Origin of the sequence: Bartonella sp. CM120XJJH, assembly GCF_042194715.1 — a bacterium.
Classification (GTDB): Bacteria; Pseudomonadota; Alphaproteobacteria; order Rhizobiales; family Rhizobiaceae; genus Bartonella.
On sequence record NZ_JBHINE010000007.1, the window covers coordinates 70,176 to 87,833 of the forward strand.

Annotated in this window: 11 protein-coding genes and 1 tRNA gene; 6 read left to right on the forward strand and 6 right to left on the reverse strand. The window is 36.2% G+C overall.

Annotation, left to right across the window (positions count from 1 at the left end; all coding sequences use genetic code 11):
- Positions 1-643 precede the first annotated feature (643 nt).
- A tRNA-Ile gene (locus ACFIKU_RS04645) sits at positions 644-720 on the reverse strand.
- Between the two features lie 170 nt (positions 721-890).
- On the opposite strand from ACFIKU_RS04645, the gene ACFIKU_RS04650 reads away from it, so the two are divergent.
- Positions 891-1,634 (forward strand): SIMPL domain-containing protein, encoded by a 744-nt coding sequence (locus ACFIKU_RS04650; RefSeq protein ID WP_375656828.1) that lies wholly within the window; start codon positions 891-893, stop codon positions 1,632-1,634.
- Between the two features lie 28 nt (positions 1,635-1,662).
- Here the strand turns inward: ACFIKU_RS04650 and ACFIKU_RS04655 are convergent, their stop codons facing one another.
- The 3 genes from ACFIKU_RS04655 to dnaG form a co-directional block, all read right to left on the reverse strand.
- The gene (locus ACFIKU_RS04655; protein ID WP_375642087.1) at positions 1,663-2,124 is read right to left on the reverse strand and encodes a YcgN family cysteine cluster protein; all 462 of its coding nucleotides are present in this window, start codon (positions 2,122-2,124) and stop codon (positions 1,663-1,665) included.
- A 591-nt stretch (positions 2,125-2,715) separates the two neighbouring features.
- The gene (gene rpoD, locus ACFIKU_RS04660; RefSeq protein ID WP_375656829.1) at positions 2,716-4,731 is read right to left on the reverse strand and encodes an RNA polymerase sigma factor RpoD; all 2,016 of its coding nucleotides are present in this window, start codon (positions 4,729-4,731) and stop codon (positions 2,716-2,718) included.
- Between the two features lie 390 nt (positions 4,732-5,121).
- The gene (gene dnaG, locus ACFIKU_RS04665; RefSeq protein ID WP_375642086.1) at positions 5,122-7,059 is read right to left on the reverse strand and encodes a DNA primase; all 1,938 of its coding nucleotides are present in this window, start codon (positions 7,057-7,059) and stop codon (positions 5,122-5,124) included.
- 134 nt (positions 7,060-7,193) lie between these two features.
- On the opposite strand from dnaG, the gene ACFIKU_RS04670 reads away from it, so the two are divergent.
- The 4 genes from ACFIKU_RS04670 (at position 7,194) to ubiC (ending at position 12,504) form a co-directional block, all read left to right on the forward strand.
- Positions 7,194-8,411 carry a mechanosensitive ion channel family protein gene (locus tag ACFIKU_RS04670; protein WP_375642085.1) on the forward strand — a complete coding sequence of 406 codons (1,218 nt, stop codon included), beginning with the start codon at positions 7,194-7,196 and terminating at the stop codon, positions 8,409-8,411.
- Positions 8,412-8,473: 62 nt separating this feature from the next.
- Entirely contained in the window at positions 8,474-10,165 is a 1,692-nt protein-coding gene (locus ACFIKU_RS04675; protein ID WP_375642084.1) for a Na/Pi cotransporter family protein, read from the forward strand.
- 862 nt (positions 10,166-11,027) lie between these two features.
- Positions 11,028-11,279, forward strand: a complete 252-nt coding sequence (locus ACFIKU_RS04680) for a GlsB/YeaQ/YmgE family stress response membrane protein (protein WP_375642083.1) — start codon at positions 11,028-11,030, stop codon at positions 11,277-11,279.
- A gap of 718 nt (positions 11,280-11,997) precedes the next feature.
- A complete protein-coding gene (gene ubiC / locus ACFIKU_RS04685; protein ID WP_375656834.1) occupies positions 11,998-12,504 on the forward strand; it encodes a chorismate lyase in 507 nt (168 codons plus the stop codon).
- A 674-nt stretch (positions 12,505-13,178) separates the two neighbouring features.
- Here ubiC and ACFIKU_RS04690 read toward each other — a convergent pair.
- The gene (locus tag ACFIKU_RS04690; RefSeq protein ID WP_375642081.1) at positions 13,179-13,631 is read right to left on the reverse strand and encodes a GatB/YqeY domain-containing protein; all 453 of its coding nucleotides are present in this window, start codon (positions 13,629-13,631) and stop codon (positions 13,179-13,181) included.
- Positions 13,632-13,888: 257 nt separating this feature from the next.
- On the opposite strand from ACFIKU_RS04690, the gene carA reads away from it, so the two are divergent.
- Positions 13,889-15,085, forward strand: a complete 1,197-nt coding sequence (gene carA / locus ACFIKU_RS04695; protein ID WP_375642080.1) for a glutamine-hydrolyzing carbamoyl-phosphate synthase small subunit — start codon at positions 13,889-13,891, stop codon at positions 15,083-15,085.
- Positions 15,086-15,954: 869 nt separating this feature from the next.
- On the opposite strand, the gene ACFIKU_RS04700 is transcribed toward carA, so the two are convergent.
- A complete protein-coding gene (locus ACFIKU_RS04700; RefSeq protein ID WP_375642079.1) occupies positions 15,955-17,175 on the reverse strand; it encodes an MFS transporter in 1,221 nt (406 codons plus the stop codon).
- Positions 17,176-17,658: the final 483 nt, after the last annotated feature.

A 17,658-nucleotide genomic window follows, 5' to 3' on the forward strand; every position in this document is an offset into this window, starting at 1 on the left:
ATGAAATTCTTTTCAGAGAACACGCCACCGTCATTATGAACAATATTTCTCAAAATCAAATAGAACGCCTCTCTTGGACAAAAGAAAATATCAACAAATGCTATCATCGTTGACCCCATATATGAACACCTATGGATCACATTCTCTTATATACAAGCTTTCATCACAATAATGCTATTCGAACGTCTAAAAGACATTAATATTACTCAGAAAAAAGCAAATTTACACTAAATGTTTTTTGAGCCATTTGTTCTGAACAGATACAATCTTTAAAATTGGTCTTACTGAGATCTGTTTATTTGCAGAACAAGCATAAATAAACTTATCCAATGAAGCTCTTAGCCTTCTATTTTATGACGAACATTATACAGAAAAAGTACGAAACAGTATATGAATTAAGAAAGTAAATAGCGATGCATATCAGTTAATCCAAATGCTACAATGTTGCAAATGAGAGCACTTCTTTGATGAGACTAAAAAAAACATCCCCTCACTTTATGTTAAGCGACTGAGAAAAAGCTGCAACAAATAACGACGAAAGGATTCTAGAACAAATAGGAAAACAACTAAATAAAAAACGAAAAAAGTAGAATCTCAAAACTTTTATATAAGCTATCCATTTTTCTATTGGACATTTCCCTATTGGTGGGCCCGGAGGGACTCGAACCCCCAACCAAGCGGTTATGAGCCGCTGGCTCTAACCAATTGAGCTACAGGCCCCACATAGGTTGTTTCTCTCTAAACTAAAATGCCCTATGATACAAGAGCTGACAAAGATTATAACCCATCTTTTTCTCTTTTCTATTGGTTTTTTTTTCAGTGCCCTAATTTCTTTACAAGAACTCTTAAAAATGAGAGAATAGTTAACTGATAAATATGAAGGAATAGATATGATAGAAAAGAAAATTCAACCACTGAAGTGTTCTCTGGTTAAAACAGTTATATTAGCATTTACACTCTTAGCCACATCATTGACTGTACGTGCTTATGCTGAAGAAAATAAAATGAAAAATGCAACGATTACAGTAACTGCAATCGGAGAAAGTCAAGCCGCACCGGATATGGCAATTATTAATCTAGCCGTTGTTACCTATGACAAAACTGCCCAAAAGGCATTAGCTTCCAATAATCAGTCCATCAATGATATTATAAAAGCCTTTAAAAACAATGGCATCCAAGCAAATGATTTGCAAACATCAGGCTTATCCATTTATCAATCGACCTCTGATAAACACCATGAAAAAAAGAATAATGAAAAACTTTATCATGTTTCAAATTCTTTAACCGTGCGCATTCGTGATCTTACTAATGCTGGTAAAATCTTTGATCAAGCGATGACACTAGGTGTTAATTCAGTTAACGGCATTACTTTTACCAACGCAGATACAAAGCCATTTTATCAAGAAGCACGTAAAAAAGCCATTACTGAAGCCATTGAAAAAGCACAAACGATAGCGCAAGCAGCCGATTTAAAATTAGGAAAAATTATTGAAATCAATGAAAAAGATGATTACTACCACCCAACACCACGCCTCATGAGTAGAGCAGCAGATGCAAGCTACGCAAATACAAATTTTGCAGGTGGCGAATTAAATTATAATGTGAGCGTCACTGTAGTCTTTGCGATCGATTAAGTCCCCAACTGTTGTATAAAAAATCATATTACTGGCCTTCACATAGAAGATCAGTAATGTGATGAAGATAATCTTCCTCAGATAACAATTCGTCTTCGTAGACCTCTATCTGTCCGCGTGCAGAAATACGCGCTGTATGTACCGTCTGACAATCTCCTGATACTAATGGATGCCACCAATGAAGATCTTTTCCCTCATAAATTAATCTATAAGCACAACTTTCTGGAAGCCACCGCGCTGTTTTAACTGTCGTAATGTCTAGCAATATACAATCTGGTACAATTGATTGACGATGGGCATAATTTCGACACCTACAGGTTTCTCCATCTAAAAGGCGACAAGCAATACTGGTTGCATAAAGGTCACCCGTATCATCGTCCTCAACTTTATGGAGACAACAACGGCCACAGCCATCACAAAGGCTCTCCCACTCAGAAATGGAAATCTCTTCTAATTTTTTTACTTTCCAAAAGGGAAGTTCTCCACTCATAAACTCAGACACACCTTTTTTAATTAAGACGATCTATAAAAAATGAAACGTTTAATTTCTATAATTTTATCTATTTCTGTCTCTTAAAAAGATTTAACTCAATGTATACTTTAAATCGTTTTTTAAAATCTATCTGAATAAAAAGAGAATATTCAAAAAATAGCACATATAAATGAACATAATCTATTGAAATATCCCTTTATAAACTGATAAAAAATAAAATACGTCACCTAAAATGATAAAAAAATTCCGCAACGAATACACATTTCTCATCAAAAAGTCCGTATGTTGCAATATAAGTTTATTCTTATTAGATCCCATTCCTTAAGAAATGAGCTTCTACACGCAAAATAATGTTTTATCTTTCATTTTTTTAATGACTACCACACCAGTCTTTGCCCTACATCTGTTATTTTCAGAAAGAGAAATACAAAATTCCAAAGCTAAGAAAAACATTAAACATCGTACACTTTCTAGATTATTCAAATTCTTCCCATATTTTTCAAGAAAGCATGCAAGTACAACGTACCGGACCTCCCCCTTCATTGAGAAGAAAAAGGGATTTATTAAAATGAACACGAATTCCTTTATTTAAGAATCGAGAAAACTGCGCAATTTTCGTGAACGACTAGGATGTTTCAATTTACGAAGTGCCTTTGCTTCAATCTGACGAATACGCTCTCTCGTAACTGAAAATTGTTGTCCTACTTCTTCCAACGTGTGATCCGTATTCATCCCTATTCCAAAACGCATCCGCAAAACACGTTCTTCCCGAGGTGTTAATGAAGCAAGAACGCGTGTTGTCGTATCTCGCAGATTAGCTTGGATAGCCGCATCAATTGGTAATAACGCATTCCTATCCTCAATAAAATCACCCAAATGGGAATCATCTTCATCACCAACAGGCGTTTCGAGTGAAATAGGTTCTTTTGCAATTTTAAGAACTTTTCGTACCTTTTCTAACGGCATAGAAAGCTTGCTAGATAATTCTTCTGGTGTTGGTTCTCGTCCAATTTCATGGAGAATCTGACGTGAAGTACGAACGATTTTATTAATTGTTTCAATCATATGAACAGGGATACGAATTGTGCGCGCCTGATCAGCAATTGAACGTGTAATAGCCTGACGAATCCACCATGTTGCATAAGTTGAAAACTTGTAGCCGCGCCGATATTCAAACTTATCCACAGCCTTCATCAAACCGATATTGCCCTCTTGAATAAGATCAAGAAACTGTAAACCACGATTAGTGTATTTTTTTGCAATTGAAATGACAAGACGCAAATTAGATTCTACCATCTCTTTTTTCGCAATGGTTGATTCGCGTTCACCTTTCTGCACCTGCATAACAATCCGACGAAATTCACCAATCGAAATAGCCGTTTCTTGCGCAAGATTTTGTATCTCACTTCGCAGTTTTTGGATTTCTTTTGCTTCACGCACCGAAAACTCTTTCCAACCAGGTGTAGGCAAAGCAGCAATATAATTCATCCAATCTGCGTCCAATTCACGTCCTTGGTATTCTTTTAAAAAATCCTCATGGCCAATGCCATAGCTATTGGCAATCCGTTTCAGCTTACCTTCATTATGAATCAATCTCTTATTGATGTCATAAAGCTGTTCAACCAAAGCTTCGATACGATTTTGGTTCAAAGAAAGAGATTTTACTGCTTGAATCAACTCACCCTTTAATTGAATATATTTCTTCTTCTGAGAAGATGTAAGGGCCCCCTCTTTACGCTCTGCCAAACTGCTTTCAACATGCTGATCTTGTAATTTTCGTAATTTCACATAGGTTTGAGCAATAAAATCCAATGTTTCCATAACTTGAGGACAAAGTTCATTTTCCATTGCAGCAAGTGATAAGTTAACATCATCATCGTCTTCATCATCATCTTCTTCAATATTTCTCTCTCCCGCGCTCTCCCCCATATTACGCATACCAGAAGACATTTTTTCTTCTTCTATCTTATTAACTTCACTTCGCTCAATAACAGGAGCCTGCTTTGCTTCTGGACCAGCATAAGTCGTTTCAAGATCAATAATTTCACGCAGAAGAATACGCTGTTCTTTTAACTCGTCACGCCAGATAATAAGAGCCTGAAAAGTCAAAGGACTCTCACAAAGTCCCGCAATCATTGTCTCACGCCCTGCTTCAATACGCTTAGCAATGGCAATTTCGCCTTCCCGCGAAAGAAGCTCAACAGCTCCCATCTCACGCAAATACATACGCACCGGATCATCCGTACGATCTGTTACTTCGCGCTTATTTGTTGTCGTTGCAATTGCGTGGCTAGAGGCTTCTACTAAATCACCACCCTCAACCGTAACCTCTTCTTCATAATTTTCAGACTCAACTTCATCCTCATCATCCACAACATTAACCCCCATCTCAGAGAACATCGCCAAGATATCTTCAATTTGTTCGGATGTAACCTCGTCAGAAGGAAGAACTGCATTGAGTTCATCCATTGTTACGTAGCCATTTTTTTTGGCAAGTTTAATCATTTTCTTGATGGCATCATCAGAAAAATCAAGAAGAGGACCATCCAAACTCGCTTGGCTTGTTACTTCTGCATTATCTTTCTGTTTAACCTTTGTTGCCATACCATAACTCCACTCGATCACTTCACAGTTTCCATGTAACCATAGCTTCCATGTGACCAGTTTTTTTGTTCTCACTAAAATCTACCAATAGTTTCTCATATATACTTCCTTTTAAGAGATTACTATTGGAAAGAATACATTTTGTATACACCTCGACATCCAGACAAACTTGACATCCAGATAAAAACGCGGGAAAACTCCAGAAGTCTCCCCGACACCTCTCAGCCCTTCTGAGATAATCTCTGCACCCTATCGTAAGAACCAATTTCCCGCTTTTCCTAAAATTTACCCGCTTTTCCTAAAATTTAATTATTATCTTTATGAATATGTCACTCCACATAAACTTCCTCATCTAAAATTTAAGTGACTGATTCGCATTAAAAAAGCGAATCATTTTATCGTATCTTGTGTATTCCCGTCTATTTTTTCATCCAACCAACTTCCAAACCCTTCAATTAACGCTTCTGTTGCCTGCATCTGCTCCAGCTCATTTTTTACCTCACGAAGCAGATCAAAAACCTCACTCTTAGGATTTTCTACAAGTTGCTCTTCAATATCCTGTAACCTCTTATGTAGGTGGTGTTCTTGAAGATGCAAGTAGACAGCTTGTTTTAATATAGCCCGTGCATCTTCTATAGGTGCTCCACCAAGGATAACACGCATACCAATATTTTGCACAAGATGTTTCATACGCTCTAACAGAGCCTTTTGCCCTCTTTTTTCTAAGAACGCAACCATCGTCTCTTTGTCATGAAGTTGTTGATTCCCAAGAATTTCTAACATAGCTTGATGGAAAATTATCAATTGAGTATTTTTTAATTCTAACTCAGAAAGAATTTCAAAATTTTCATACCACAACTCAGGATAGTAAGCTAAAGTGAGTAAAATCACTGCTTCACGCAAAGGAATAGATTGCGAAGAATTTCGTACTATTTCAGAATTTGCTAATAGAGAAAAGGATTGATCTTTAAAGATCCTATTTGGTGAAGATTGATCATATCGCCCTCCCCCCCTTTTTTTCGAAAAAGAGGGACGAAAAAAATCAAAAAGGCGTTTTTTTATATCTTGCAAATAATAACGACGGACATCTTCATCCTTAATCGTAAAGATTTGTTGTTTTAGTTGTTTTTCGAGTGCTGCTCGTGTCTCTGGAGTTTCAAAATGCTTTCCATAGGTAGCTCGCCACCATAAAAGTTCACTCAAAGGAATTGCTTTTTGCAAAAAAGAAGAAAAAAGTTGTGCTCCACCAGCACAAACAATTTCATCAGGATCTTTCCCTTGTGGCAACAAAACAAAGCGTACACAAACCCCAACCTTTAAAAGAGGCAACACACGATCAGCAACACGGAAAGCAGCTTTTAAACCAGCATCATCACCATCAAAACACAAAATGGGCTCCTTTCCCATCTGCCATAAAAGCTCAATTTGCGCTTCCGTTAATGCTGTCCCTAAGGGCGCTACGACTCCTTCAAAACCAGCTTTAGTCAATGCAATGACATCCATATACCCCTCAACAACAAGGAGTGAATGAATTTTTTCATCGCCAACAAAGCGACTATTTTTGCGAGCCGCTGCCGCGTTATAAAGTATATTTCCTTTATGAAACAACGCTGTTTCAGGGCTGTTGAGATATTTTGCTCGTGTCTCTTTCTCTAATGCACGCCCTCCGAAAGCCACCACACGTCCGCGTAAATCTTCGATAGGAAACATAATGCGATTTCTAAATCGGTCATAAGAATCCGCGCTCTCTTCATGCACTGTGAGAAGTCCACATTCTTCCATTTGCTTTATTGAAATGCCCCGTGCACTCAAAGCTTCTTTCAAAGCTGTACGCCTTACCGGCGCAAAACCAATGCGGAAGCGCTCTACAAGCTCTGGTGTAACGCCACGTGCATCTAGATAACGACGTGCTTGCGTACCTCCTTTATCGCGTAAATTATATTGAAAAAAATCTGTAGCAATTTTCATCACATCATAAAGATCAGCTTTTTCCAGTTGACGTTTATGACTTTGTGAATCCAAAATGGGGAGTTTCATTCCCGCAAAATCAGCCAAACGCTCTACACTTTCTGAAAAGTGCAATCCATCAAGCTCACACAAAAAGGTAAAAATATCTCCACTTACACCACAACCAAAACAATAATAACGCCCTTTATGATCCTCACAATGAAAACTTGGCGTTTTTTCACCATGAAATGGACAACAACACCAAAAGTCTCCCCGTGAAGGCTTACTCTTTCGAGGATCAAAATCCACCCGTTGACCAATCACTGTTGAAATTGGGAGTCTCGTACGTAGTTCATTAAGGAAATCAGGCGGGAAACGCATTATCTCTCACAGAGTTTAAAAATTCTTTTTTGCATATTTAACGACTTTAGAGCATAATTCCAATACTTCCTCTTAAGCAGTTGTAAAATTTTAAACTCTCAACTGCATATATTTTTAGAAATGGAGAATAAAAAGTGATCGAATTTATTGTTCAATATCCGTGGTTAGAGGCTATTTCTTGGCTTGTTATTCTTACTATAGCTGCCCTTTTAGTGAACTTTCTAGGACGAAAATTACTCATTCACGGAGCAAAAAAACTCTCTTCTTTTCTCCCAAAAAATACAACGATCGATATTAATAATGCTATTCAATACATGGCGAATATCACTTCAGCTTTTATTCTTTCAATTGGTGTTAATTTTATACCAACATTGCCCGATGCATTTAGCACTGTCATCGGTAATGTTGCCAACGCCTTCATTATCTTTTTTGTTGTCCTGACAATTTCTTCCTGTCTCAATATCATTAACATCCTTTACGAACAACGACCAACAGCACGACTAAAACCAATAAAAGGTTATATTCAAATTGCTAAAATTGCACTTTTTGCTGTTGCAACAATTTTAATGGTCGCTACATTGATTGACCGCTCCCCTCTTATTCTCTTCTCCGGTCTTGGTGCAATGGCCGCGGTTCTCATGTTAATTTTTCAAGATACGCTTCTTTCTCTCGTTGCCGGTATTCAAATTTCATCCACTGATATGGTTCGCGTTGGTGATTGGATTGAAATTCCCAATCTCGGTGCCGATGGTGATGTTATTGAAATTGCCCTGCATACTGTTAAAGTTCAAAATTTCGACAACACCATCACCTCAGTTCCTATCCGTAAACTTGTGACAGACCCTTTTAAAAATTGGCGTGGAATGCAAGAATCGGGTGGCAGACGCATCAAACGCTCCCTTTTTATTGATCAATCAAGTATCCATTTTCTCACAGAAGAAGAACAAAAATATCTTTCCAGATTTAATTTATTAGAAAATTATTTCACGCAAAAAATAGCAGAAATTGATCAATGGAACGCCCAATTAGATAAAAATCATGATGTCTTAGCCAATACGCGCCGTTTAACCAATATTGGAACTTTTCGTGCTTATGTTTTTTCTTATCTACAACAGCATCTAAACGTCAACCCTAATATGACCTTTATGGCACGGCAATTACCTCCTACAGAAAATGGTTTACCCTTGGAAATTTATTGCTTTACGAACACCACCGTTTGGATAGACTATGAACAAATTCAAGGTGATATTTTTGATCACCTTTATTCCATTCTGCCCTGTTTTGGTCTAAAGGTTTTTCAAAACCCAAGCGGTTATGATTTTAATCAAGTACTAAAAGCAAAAACGAAATAAAAACAATAAACTTCAATTTTGAGGAAAACATCTTCTCAACAACAGAGAAAGAATAAAGTATCATGAATGGTTCATTGGTACTCCTTCATCTTGCCGGCGCTATTTCTTTACTTCTCTGGGCCACACGCATGGTGCGCACAGGAATTGAACGCGCCTATGGTGACAGGCTTAAATATAAAATGTACCACGTCATTTCAAAACCATTGTTTGCTGTAAGTTTTGGGCTTTTTACAGCAATGATTTTACAAAGCTCTACAGCAATAACGCTCCTCGTTGGTTCTTTCGTTGAATCTGGTTTTGTCTCTGGAGTAGCGGGACTTATGGCTGTACGTGGAGGAGAATTAGGATCAGCAATCGTTGTAAAAATTCTCACCTATGACCTTACTCTTGTTGTGCCCCTTTGTCTTTTAATTGGCACTTGTATCTTCATGACAACAGAAAAACGTGAATGGCGTCAAATAGGACGTATTGTCATCGGTATTGGTCTTTTGATTTTATCTTTAGAGATGATAAGTACAGCGACAGAACCTTTACGTGAAAGCGAAATTTTGCCTAGCATCATTCGTTATCTTTCAACCGATCCTGTTTCCACTTTTTTGTTGGCTGCTGGCTTAACCTACCTCTTACATTCATCCATTGCAGGAATTATTTTGCTGGTCAATTTTGCCAATTACGATCTTATTCATACGCAACTCTGTGTTGTCATGGTTCTTGGTGTCAACTTTGGCTCTTCTCTTATAGCACCACTTTTAACGCGCAACGCCCCTCCTAATACCCGCCTCGTTCCCTTAGGAAATTTACTCATGCGTGGGGCAGGGTCAATCCTTGTACTTATCTTATTTCTCTCCTTTCACCCTCCCATCACATGGCTTGGCAATAACGCCCCTACTCAAGTGATCAACGCCCACATTATTTTTAATGTTTTCATTCTCCTTGCTGGAATACCGCTTTCAAAATGGGTTTTAAAATTAACCTCTCAAATTGTTCATATAAGTGCAAAAAAAACGCAACCCGATAAAACACTCAATTTATCGGATCAAACAGCTCTTGATGACAGTGTTCTTGAACACCCCTCTCTCGCTCTCTCGAATGTCATGCGTGAAGTCATTCATATTTGTGATCTTGTAGACATCATGCTAGAAAAAATCATGGGACTTTATGAAAATCCTGATCCCAATATTATTCGTGAACTCAACCAACTCAACACCATATTGGACAAAAAACATACCGCCATCAAACTTTATCTTGCACGATTAGCGGGACAAAAATTATCTGATGAAGAAGCTCTTCAAACGCAAGAACTTCTAAGCGCCTGTATAAAATTAGACCAAGCAGGCGATATCATTATTCATAATATGCTGATGCTGGTTAAAAAGAAACAACAAAAAGGTTTACAGTTCAGCAGCGAGGGCTGGAGTGATCTTCTTCGTTTCCACGCCATTGTACTAGCCAACGCCCATATAGCATTTAACGTTCTCGTCTCACGTGATACACATACTGCACACCTATTGGTACAAAAAAAAGATCAACTACGAAACTTAGAAAAAGAGATGAGTTTAAAACATTTTAAACGTCTGCGTGAAGGGGATCTCAAAAATGTAGAATCGTCCAGTCTTCATCTCGACACTGTCCGCGACCTCAAACAAATCAACTCTCTTTTGACCTCAATGATCTACCCCATTTTAGAAGAACAGGGACTTCTTCAAAGTTCTCGCCTACGCAACCCTGCTGAAGAACAAACAGAAAAACCTTAAACTTTTCAAATAACTTGAATAAGAAACACATCACATCGATTGTTCAATTTTGAATAAGGTCAAGCTATTTATTTAATCAAAATATTTTATTATTTGACAATTTAAATGAGCTTTCTTCATCGTAAATTTCTTTCATTTAAAATCTATTCATGATGAATTACTCAAAGTCATTTGCTTGCACATTACAAACAAAGCAGCATGTAAAATAGAACTCTTGAAGAAAGACGTAAAAATGCCTAACCACCCCAAAGCCAAGACTGTTAAACACATAAAGAGAAAGTCAAGAGTATAATGGTTTCAACCTAAACTCGCCTTGTAAAAAGAAAATTGCCCCACAGTAGCAGCAAAAACAGAAATGCTCTATAAGGAATGCAAAACCCCACAAAAATGCAACGTTTATATCAAGATTGGTAGAGGCTCAACCTATACAAGCATTCTATAACGTGTCAACAAAACAGTTTTAATTTCATTTCAACCATCATTGATATCAATTGTCAAACTCCAAACTTTTAAATATCCATTTTACTTATTGCTTTAACCACAATTGTTTTTTTACTTAAGAGAGAGGTTAAAAAAGCATATAAATAAAGTTTATGACTTCTTAAAATACTTTCACTAATATTTTCTTCTTTTATTCATATTTATCAATTAAGTAATTTATTTATACATTGAAATATATTATATAGTTATACTTATTAAGTATTATTGTGATATAAATGTGGAATATTATTTTAATATAAAGGAAAGTAATAAATAAGATCTCTAACAGAAATATCCTTTCCACTGGATAAAAAAGGGATAAATCTTGATTTTTACAAAGTTTACTCTAGTTACAATTTAAATTCAGGCAAAGGAGGGTATCATGGAAAATGCAAACATCGGTTGGATTGCAGCTATTATTATCGGCGGGATTGCAGGTTGGGCTGCACAGTATATTATGAAAAGCCAAACAGGGATATTATTAAATATTATCTTAGGGATTATTGGCGCTGCGCTAGCAAGCTTTCTTTTTAGTCTTTTAGGTGTAAGTTTTGCTGGTTGGGTTGGCTATCTTATTTCAGGTTTTATAGGAGCCTGTATTCTTATATGGATAGGACAAAAAATTCGATCATAGAACGTTTGTTTTTTACACCTTTTGGAATTCAATAAAAAACTGGGAAACAACTAGCAAAGTTTGAAATATTTCCTGTAACTCGTTGTTACCACTTTTGATATGATGGTGAGATGCTTAAACTGCGATTTTGGGCATACACTATCACCGTATTTTAAAACGAAATGCAGTAAAGACCTTTATAACGCACCATTTCATACCTATATAAACTTACACATATCAGGAGAGATATGTTGCGTTATTTTAACGAAATACGAACTTATTTTTGTACCAAGTGTGCAAATCCAGCTCATCTCACTGTAGTAACAATCCATAAGGTTACAAAATCACTAACGATGATTAAAGTTCCACTGCATAACACTTAATGCCTATACGCCCCATCAACATTACTCTTTTTACCAAAAAACTCGAAGAACTCTTTTGCATTCGTAAGAAATAAAGAGAGAAGGTAAGCACAACGTGATAAAGAAAATTCCGTATTGTATTGTGTGAAAGCGCCTTGGACAAAACATAATACCTTATTTTTCTTGTTTAATGAAAATGATCCTATAATATATATTTCCCGCATATCTTCTTTTAAAGATCTTTGCTTTCGACTTTCCCTTTGATATCTTCCTGTTAAAATCTTGCTGCTTTTATACTCCTTGTATTACAATAGAGCTATCTATTTAGTTCACCCAACGCAACATGTGGAATAAGACTTTAAATGTGGAGTAAAATGATGTCTGATCTTGAAGATTCCATCTTACCACCTCTAAAGTGGCTCTCTGATCAAAATCCTCCAATACCAGAAAACATTCGCGATTGGCTCATGGAATCGGGCTCAATGACGCTTCGATTAAAGAAATATTGTACCTTCCTCCAAGTTCAACCACAACGCGAATGTTTTATTACGCGAGATAAATTAACAGACGAAGCAGCGCATCTCCCCGAAAGTGCGCGTTATTGGCTGCGTGAAATCATATTGATGGGAGATAATAAACCTTGGCTCCTTGGACGCACTGTCATTCCACAAGAAACCCTCCTACACAATCAAGCCTTGATGCATTTGGGAACTGTACCTCTAGGACATTATTTATTTAACAATGACAAATTAACGCGCGATTACATTCATATTGGTCAACAAGGTGCGCTATGGGCACGCCGTTCCCGTTTGCGGTTAACGGGTAAGCCATTGTTGCTAACTGAACTATTTTTAACGGATTCACCACTGTATCCCCACAAATAAAGGTTACTCATTTATTCTGCATAATTTATAGATTTTATATAGCTTATAAGGGATTTAATCAGAAAAAAGAATTTCAAAATCATCTCAAAACACAGTACAAACAAAGAATTCTTTTCAAAATATCTTTTTATTTCATCAACTCAGCTAAAAAATGTCTCCCATAGAAAAAACGTTTTAAAGTTCTGATTTTCTTATCATTAAAACCAGCGCTTGAATTAAGAAGATACATACTATATTGATAAAACCATCTACGTTTAAATTTTTTGCTGAATAATCACCCCTCTAAAAATACAGCAACGCTTTATCAAACAAATGCTTTGCAACAGCAAAAAGACAACAACACACTCCTCCAAAATTGGAAATCTGTATCAATTAGCTAATCATTTTATTTTAAAATTTTTAACAGTGCAGACAATAGATCTTTTTTAAAAAGTAGAAACTCTATAATTTTTTTGTTTTGTTAATGATCTAACAGCTTTGAAGAACAGAAAAATATAATACATAAAAGATGTTTTATTACTCTATGAGTTCCAAAAAGATTCGTTTATTTCAAAAAATTACTTTTTTATAATAGTATGTATGTACAAGATAAATGACATTTATCAACATCCTACTGTCTTACAAAGGCGACGTACAATAAAAAATATTTTCCACTCCCCTTGAATTAATAAGATCTATTGCAATTTCTTACGAAGACTATTGCACACTTTAGAAAAATTCATTTGCCCCGCATATCGTTCTTTAAGCCATACTATCACCTTACCGATATCACGTAATTTTTCAGCCTTTGTTTGTGCCAAAGCTTCACAAAGAACCTTTTCTACTTCCATCTCCTTAAGTTGATAGGGAAGAAACTCACGAATAACTTCTATTTCTGCTTGTCCTCTCTCTGCCAATTCCAAGCAACCCGACTCTTTATAGACTCGTATCAATTCTTCACGCTGTCGAAGCATTTTAGTGAAAACAGATTGTATCTGCTGATCATCCACTTCTAGCTTCCCTTCATCATAATAAAGAATATCACGATCCCTCACTGCAGCATTCATTAAACGAAGTGTAGCAAGACGCGCACTATCTTGCGCTTTCAAAGCAGCCCGAAGAGCCCCATCAATCTGGTTACGCAACATAAATTTATCCAATTTTGTTCAAGAAGAAAATGCCTTTTAACCAATCTTTATCCATCTTGCAATGGAGAATAAAAAATAATTAAGGACTCGATCTTCGAAAAACTAAAACAAGACTTTACCTCTTCATGGAATATACTTATACTGCCTATTTCAAGCGAAACGTTACCAGAATAATATACACAGCATCTGTTAAAGATATGGTTTTTGTGTAAAGTTGATCATTATACCTTTCAGAGAATAAATTGTGGATACATACTATGATACAAACGACTTCACCTAGCCACCCTTGGACGATCAAAAAACCTACAGCCCTTTTAGTCTTAGCTGATGGAACCATTATTGAAGGCAAAGGAGCAGGTGCTACAGGCATTGCTGAAGCTGAAGTGTGCTTTAACACCGCCATCACAGGCTATGAAGAAATCCTCACAGACCCGTCATACACACAACAAATCGTTAATTTTACTTTTCCTCATATAGGAAATGTAGGGGCAAATAGTGAAGATATTGAAGCTCTCACTCCTCTCAATTGTCATGGTGCTGTTGGCGCTATTTTCAAGGCAGACATTACAAATCCCTCAAATTATCGTGCCAATGAAAATCTTCATCAATGGCTTAAAACGCGTAAAATTATTGCACTTTGTGGTATTGATACACGTGCGCTCACAATTCTTATTCGTGAAAAAGGTGCGCAAAATGCTGTCATTGCACATGATTCTAATGGAAATTTTGATATTCCTTCTTTAAAGAAACGTGCGCAAAAATGGCACGGTCTCATCAATCTTGACCTTACGAAAGACGTGACATCCCAAACATCAATGCAATGGGATGAAAAACCATGGAGTTGGAATAAAGGATATGGTACAAACAATGTGCACAATCTTCATATCATTGCAATTGACTATGGTATTAAACGCAATATTCTTCGCCTTATGGCAACACAAAAAGCACGCATTACTGTTGTGCCTGCCCACACAACTGCAAAAGAAATTCTAGCAATGAACCCTGATGGCGTTTTTCTTTCTAATGGACCAGGAGACCCCGCAGCTACCGCTCAATATGCCATTCCAATAATCAAAACATTAATTGATCATAATTTACCAATTTTTGGAATATGTCTTGGTCATCAACTTCTCGCTCTTACGGTTGGTGCAAAAACCGTGAAAATGCACCAAGGACATCATGGTGCCAACCACCCAGTTAAAGACCTTAACAGTGGAAAAGTTGAGATTGTATCGATGAATCACGGTTTTGCTGTAGATGCAACCACTTTACCCCAACATGTTCAAGAAACACATATTTCTCTCTTTGATGGTTCAAACTGTGGTATCCGAATCATTGGAAAACCAGTTTTTTCTGTTCAATATCACCCTGAAGCTTCTCCTGGACCACAAGATAGCCACTATCTCTTTCAGCATTTCTGTGATCTCATTATGAATTATAAAAAAATATCTTAAAATAAAATGTCCCCCCTTCTAGCTTCTCTCCTTTAAATTATATCATCTTCCTACGCAAAAACTATATTATTTTTATACACACAACTTATTGAATAAGTGTTATTATTTATCATTTTGCAACTAAAATGAGAGAACTGAATAGCTTAAATTTTCTCATTCCTCTCCTCTTAAGGTCGTATCCATCAACATCATTGGCTTCTCCCTCCAAGCAAGATAAGTGTGTCGATAAAAACCATTTTTAAAAAGAGTAAAGTGTCTAACCTTCAAATAAGTATTGGATTCACAATACAATTCTAAGCATTCTATTTTGCATGAAAAGCATAATTCCTATTAAAGAATAAAAAAATTAAAGTGTGAGACAATGCAACAAATCTCTACTTTTTAAAAGATATTGCTTTAGATGGTTTTGAAAGGTGTAAAGCCGAATAAAAAAGTGATGTCAAAACAGGAAACGGCTTTTCAATTTTACAACTTTATATTCTTCCAAAATGAGGTTTTCTTTCGATTCCAGAAGTGATGCAAACAAATATACGCAATATTTTACTTCCAATTTGCCATATAAAATTTGGAATTGTTCATACAGTACTGATACATCTAACGCAGATACGTTTTAATCTTTGTTTTCAATATGCTGCTGCATTAGCACTGGATATTAATTTGCAAGCAATAGAACAAATACGGACTCTACTATACAAACAATATCACAAAATAAAAAAATTATTTGCACTAAATGAGAAGAATATATCGATATTTTATACAACACTTTGTGAAACAAATATCACAAAAAACTTTCTGCCTATAAAATGATACATTTTGTTTATCTTGTGCATTCTCTAGCAAAATAGTATGTACCAGCCCCTTTCAACAAACTAACGTACCCGCAAGGCAAAAATAACTGTTGCAACGACAAGAAGAAAAAAGCCTCCAACAAAAGGAGCACCCGAAAAATAAAACAGTGCATTTTTATCTGTAAAACATTCAAAAAGAAACACATAAAAAACAGAACCAAATGTTAAACTTAACGAAATAACAGATGTCATCGCTCCTTGCAGTTCTCCTTGTACATTTGTCGGTACCTGCGCTGAAGCAATAGCACGTATAGGTGCATGAACAAGATATTCAAGCATTGTACACGCACAAACCATATAAACCATCCACCCCTGCGTCGCGAATGTATAGCCCAACATAGCAACAGAAGCAAACAAAAGCCCCACTATAACAATATGCCAATCACTCCATCGTTTAGAAAAATAAGGCAAAATGAGAGCGACTACAATAAATTGGCCTATCCCAAAAACACTATAGGAGAGCCCAATCGAAAAAGAACTCCAATCATAGCGTTCTTTTGCAATGAAAGCCCAAATGCTTAACCATACAGATTCCGCAAACCAATAAAGAAAAAAGACCAATAACACCCAAAGAACCATCGGGTATTGTTTCAGATGCCAAAAAGCACCTAAGGGGTTTGCCCGCTTAATATCAAAAAAGCGCCTATTCCATAGAGAAAGAGTTTCTGGAAGCATACGCCAAGCAAAAATAAAATTAATGAGTGAAAAACCAGCAGCAAAATAAAACGGTATACGCGGACCAAACTGACCTAAAAAACCACCAATAAACGATCCTAAAATAAACCCCAATGCGGATGCAACGCCTAACAGACCAAAATTACGTGTACGGGTTTTATCATCGGATATGTCCGCAAGATAAGCTGTACAAGTTGCAAAACTAGCACCACTTATCCCTGACAAAAGACGCCCGATAAATAACATAGAATAGCTCCATGCTATAGCACATATCAGATTATCAAGAGCAAAGCAGATAATAGAGACAAGCAAAATAGGACGACGACCATAACGATCAGAAAGATTGCCAATAACAGGAGCAAACAAAAACTGCATCACTGAATAAGCTGCAAGTAATTTTCCTCTTTCTACAAAAGCTGTACTGACATCTTTTCCAGTTAATTGAGAAAAATATTCAGGCAAAACAGGACAAATAATTGCAATGCCAAGAATATCTAACAATAAAGTGATGAACACTAAAGTGAGCCCACGCTGAACAAATTTCGGATTGAGCATTTGGTCTTGCATAACATACACACTATTTTACGCATACAATTACTCCCCCGCTCTCTTTTAACTCCCTTTTCCTTTTAAAAGTATTCTATACCGTATACTTTTCACATATAAAATAATAACAAAGTAAAAATTTAAGTAAGAGTCAAGATAAAACTATAAAATTACGTTTTAATTTGTATATCTTTAATTGGTATATCATTGTCAAAGCATAAAAAATATTTTTCGCATTATACGAACAAAATATTTATGTGACAAACTCATGAACAAAATTTCATGAAACACAGAGTATTTTCAATAGTTTTAGAGACATTATGATGAATTTTATCAGACATCATTTCCCCCTCTCATACCACCGTTTTCAGGAATCTCAATTCCATTGGATACGTTAGATATCCTATAGCAATTGAAACCTTTTAAAAGATAAGCTCTTAAAAAAATAAGTATATTATAGAGAAAAATTCTTTAATTCTATAATTTTAGAAAATATTCATATCG

Coding starts and splice junctions, on each gene's coding strand:
- ACFIKU_RS04650 (WP_375656828.1), top strand. CDS start 891: ATGATAGAAAAGAAAATTCAACCACTGAAGTGTTCTCTGGTTAAAACA.
- ACFIKU_RS04655 (WP_375642087.1), bottom strand. CDS start 2,124: ATGAGTGGAGAACTTCCCTTTTGGAAAGTAAAAAAATTAGAAGAGATT.
- rpoD (WP_375656829.1), bottom strand. CDS start 4,731: ATGGCAACAAAGGTTAAACAGAAAGATAATGCAGAAGTAACAAGCCAA.
- dnaG (WP_375642086.1), bottom strand. CDS start 7,059: ATGCGTTTCCCGCCTGATTTCCTTAATGAACTACGTACGAGACTCCCA.
- ACFIKU_RS04675 (WP_375642084.1), top strand. CDS start 8,474: ATGAATGGTTCATTGGTACTCCTTCATCTTGCCGGCGCTATTTCTTTA.
- ACFIKU_RS04680 (WP_375642083.1), top strand. CDS start 11,028: ATGGAAAATGCAAACATCGGTTGGATTGCAGCTATTATTATCGGCGGG.
- ubiC (WP_375656834.1), top strand. CDS start 11,998: ATGTCTGATCTTGAAGATTCCATCTTACCACCTCTAAAGTGGCTCTCT.
- ACFIKU_RS04690 (WP_375642081.1), bottom strand. CDS start 13,631: ATGTTGCGTAACCAGATTGATGGGGCTCTTCGGGCTGCTTTGAAAGCG.
- carA (WP_375642080.1), top strand. CDS start 13,889: ATGATACAAACGACTTCACCTAGCCACCCTTGGACGATCAAAAAACCT.
- ACFIKU_RS04700 (WP_375642079.1), bottom strand. CDS start 17,175: ATGCAAGACCAAATGCTCAATCCGAAATTTGTTCAGCGTGGGCTCACT.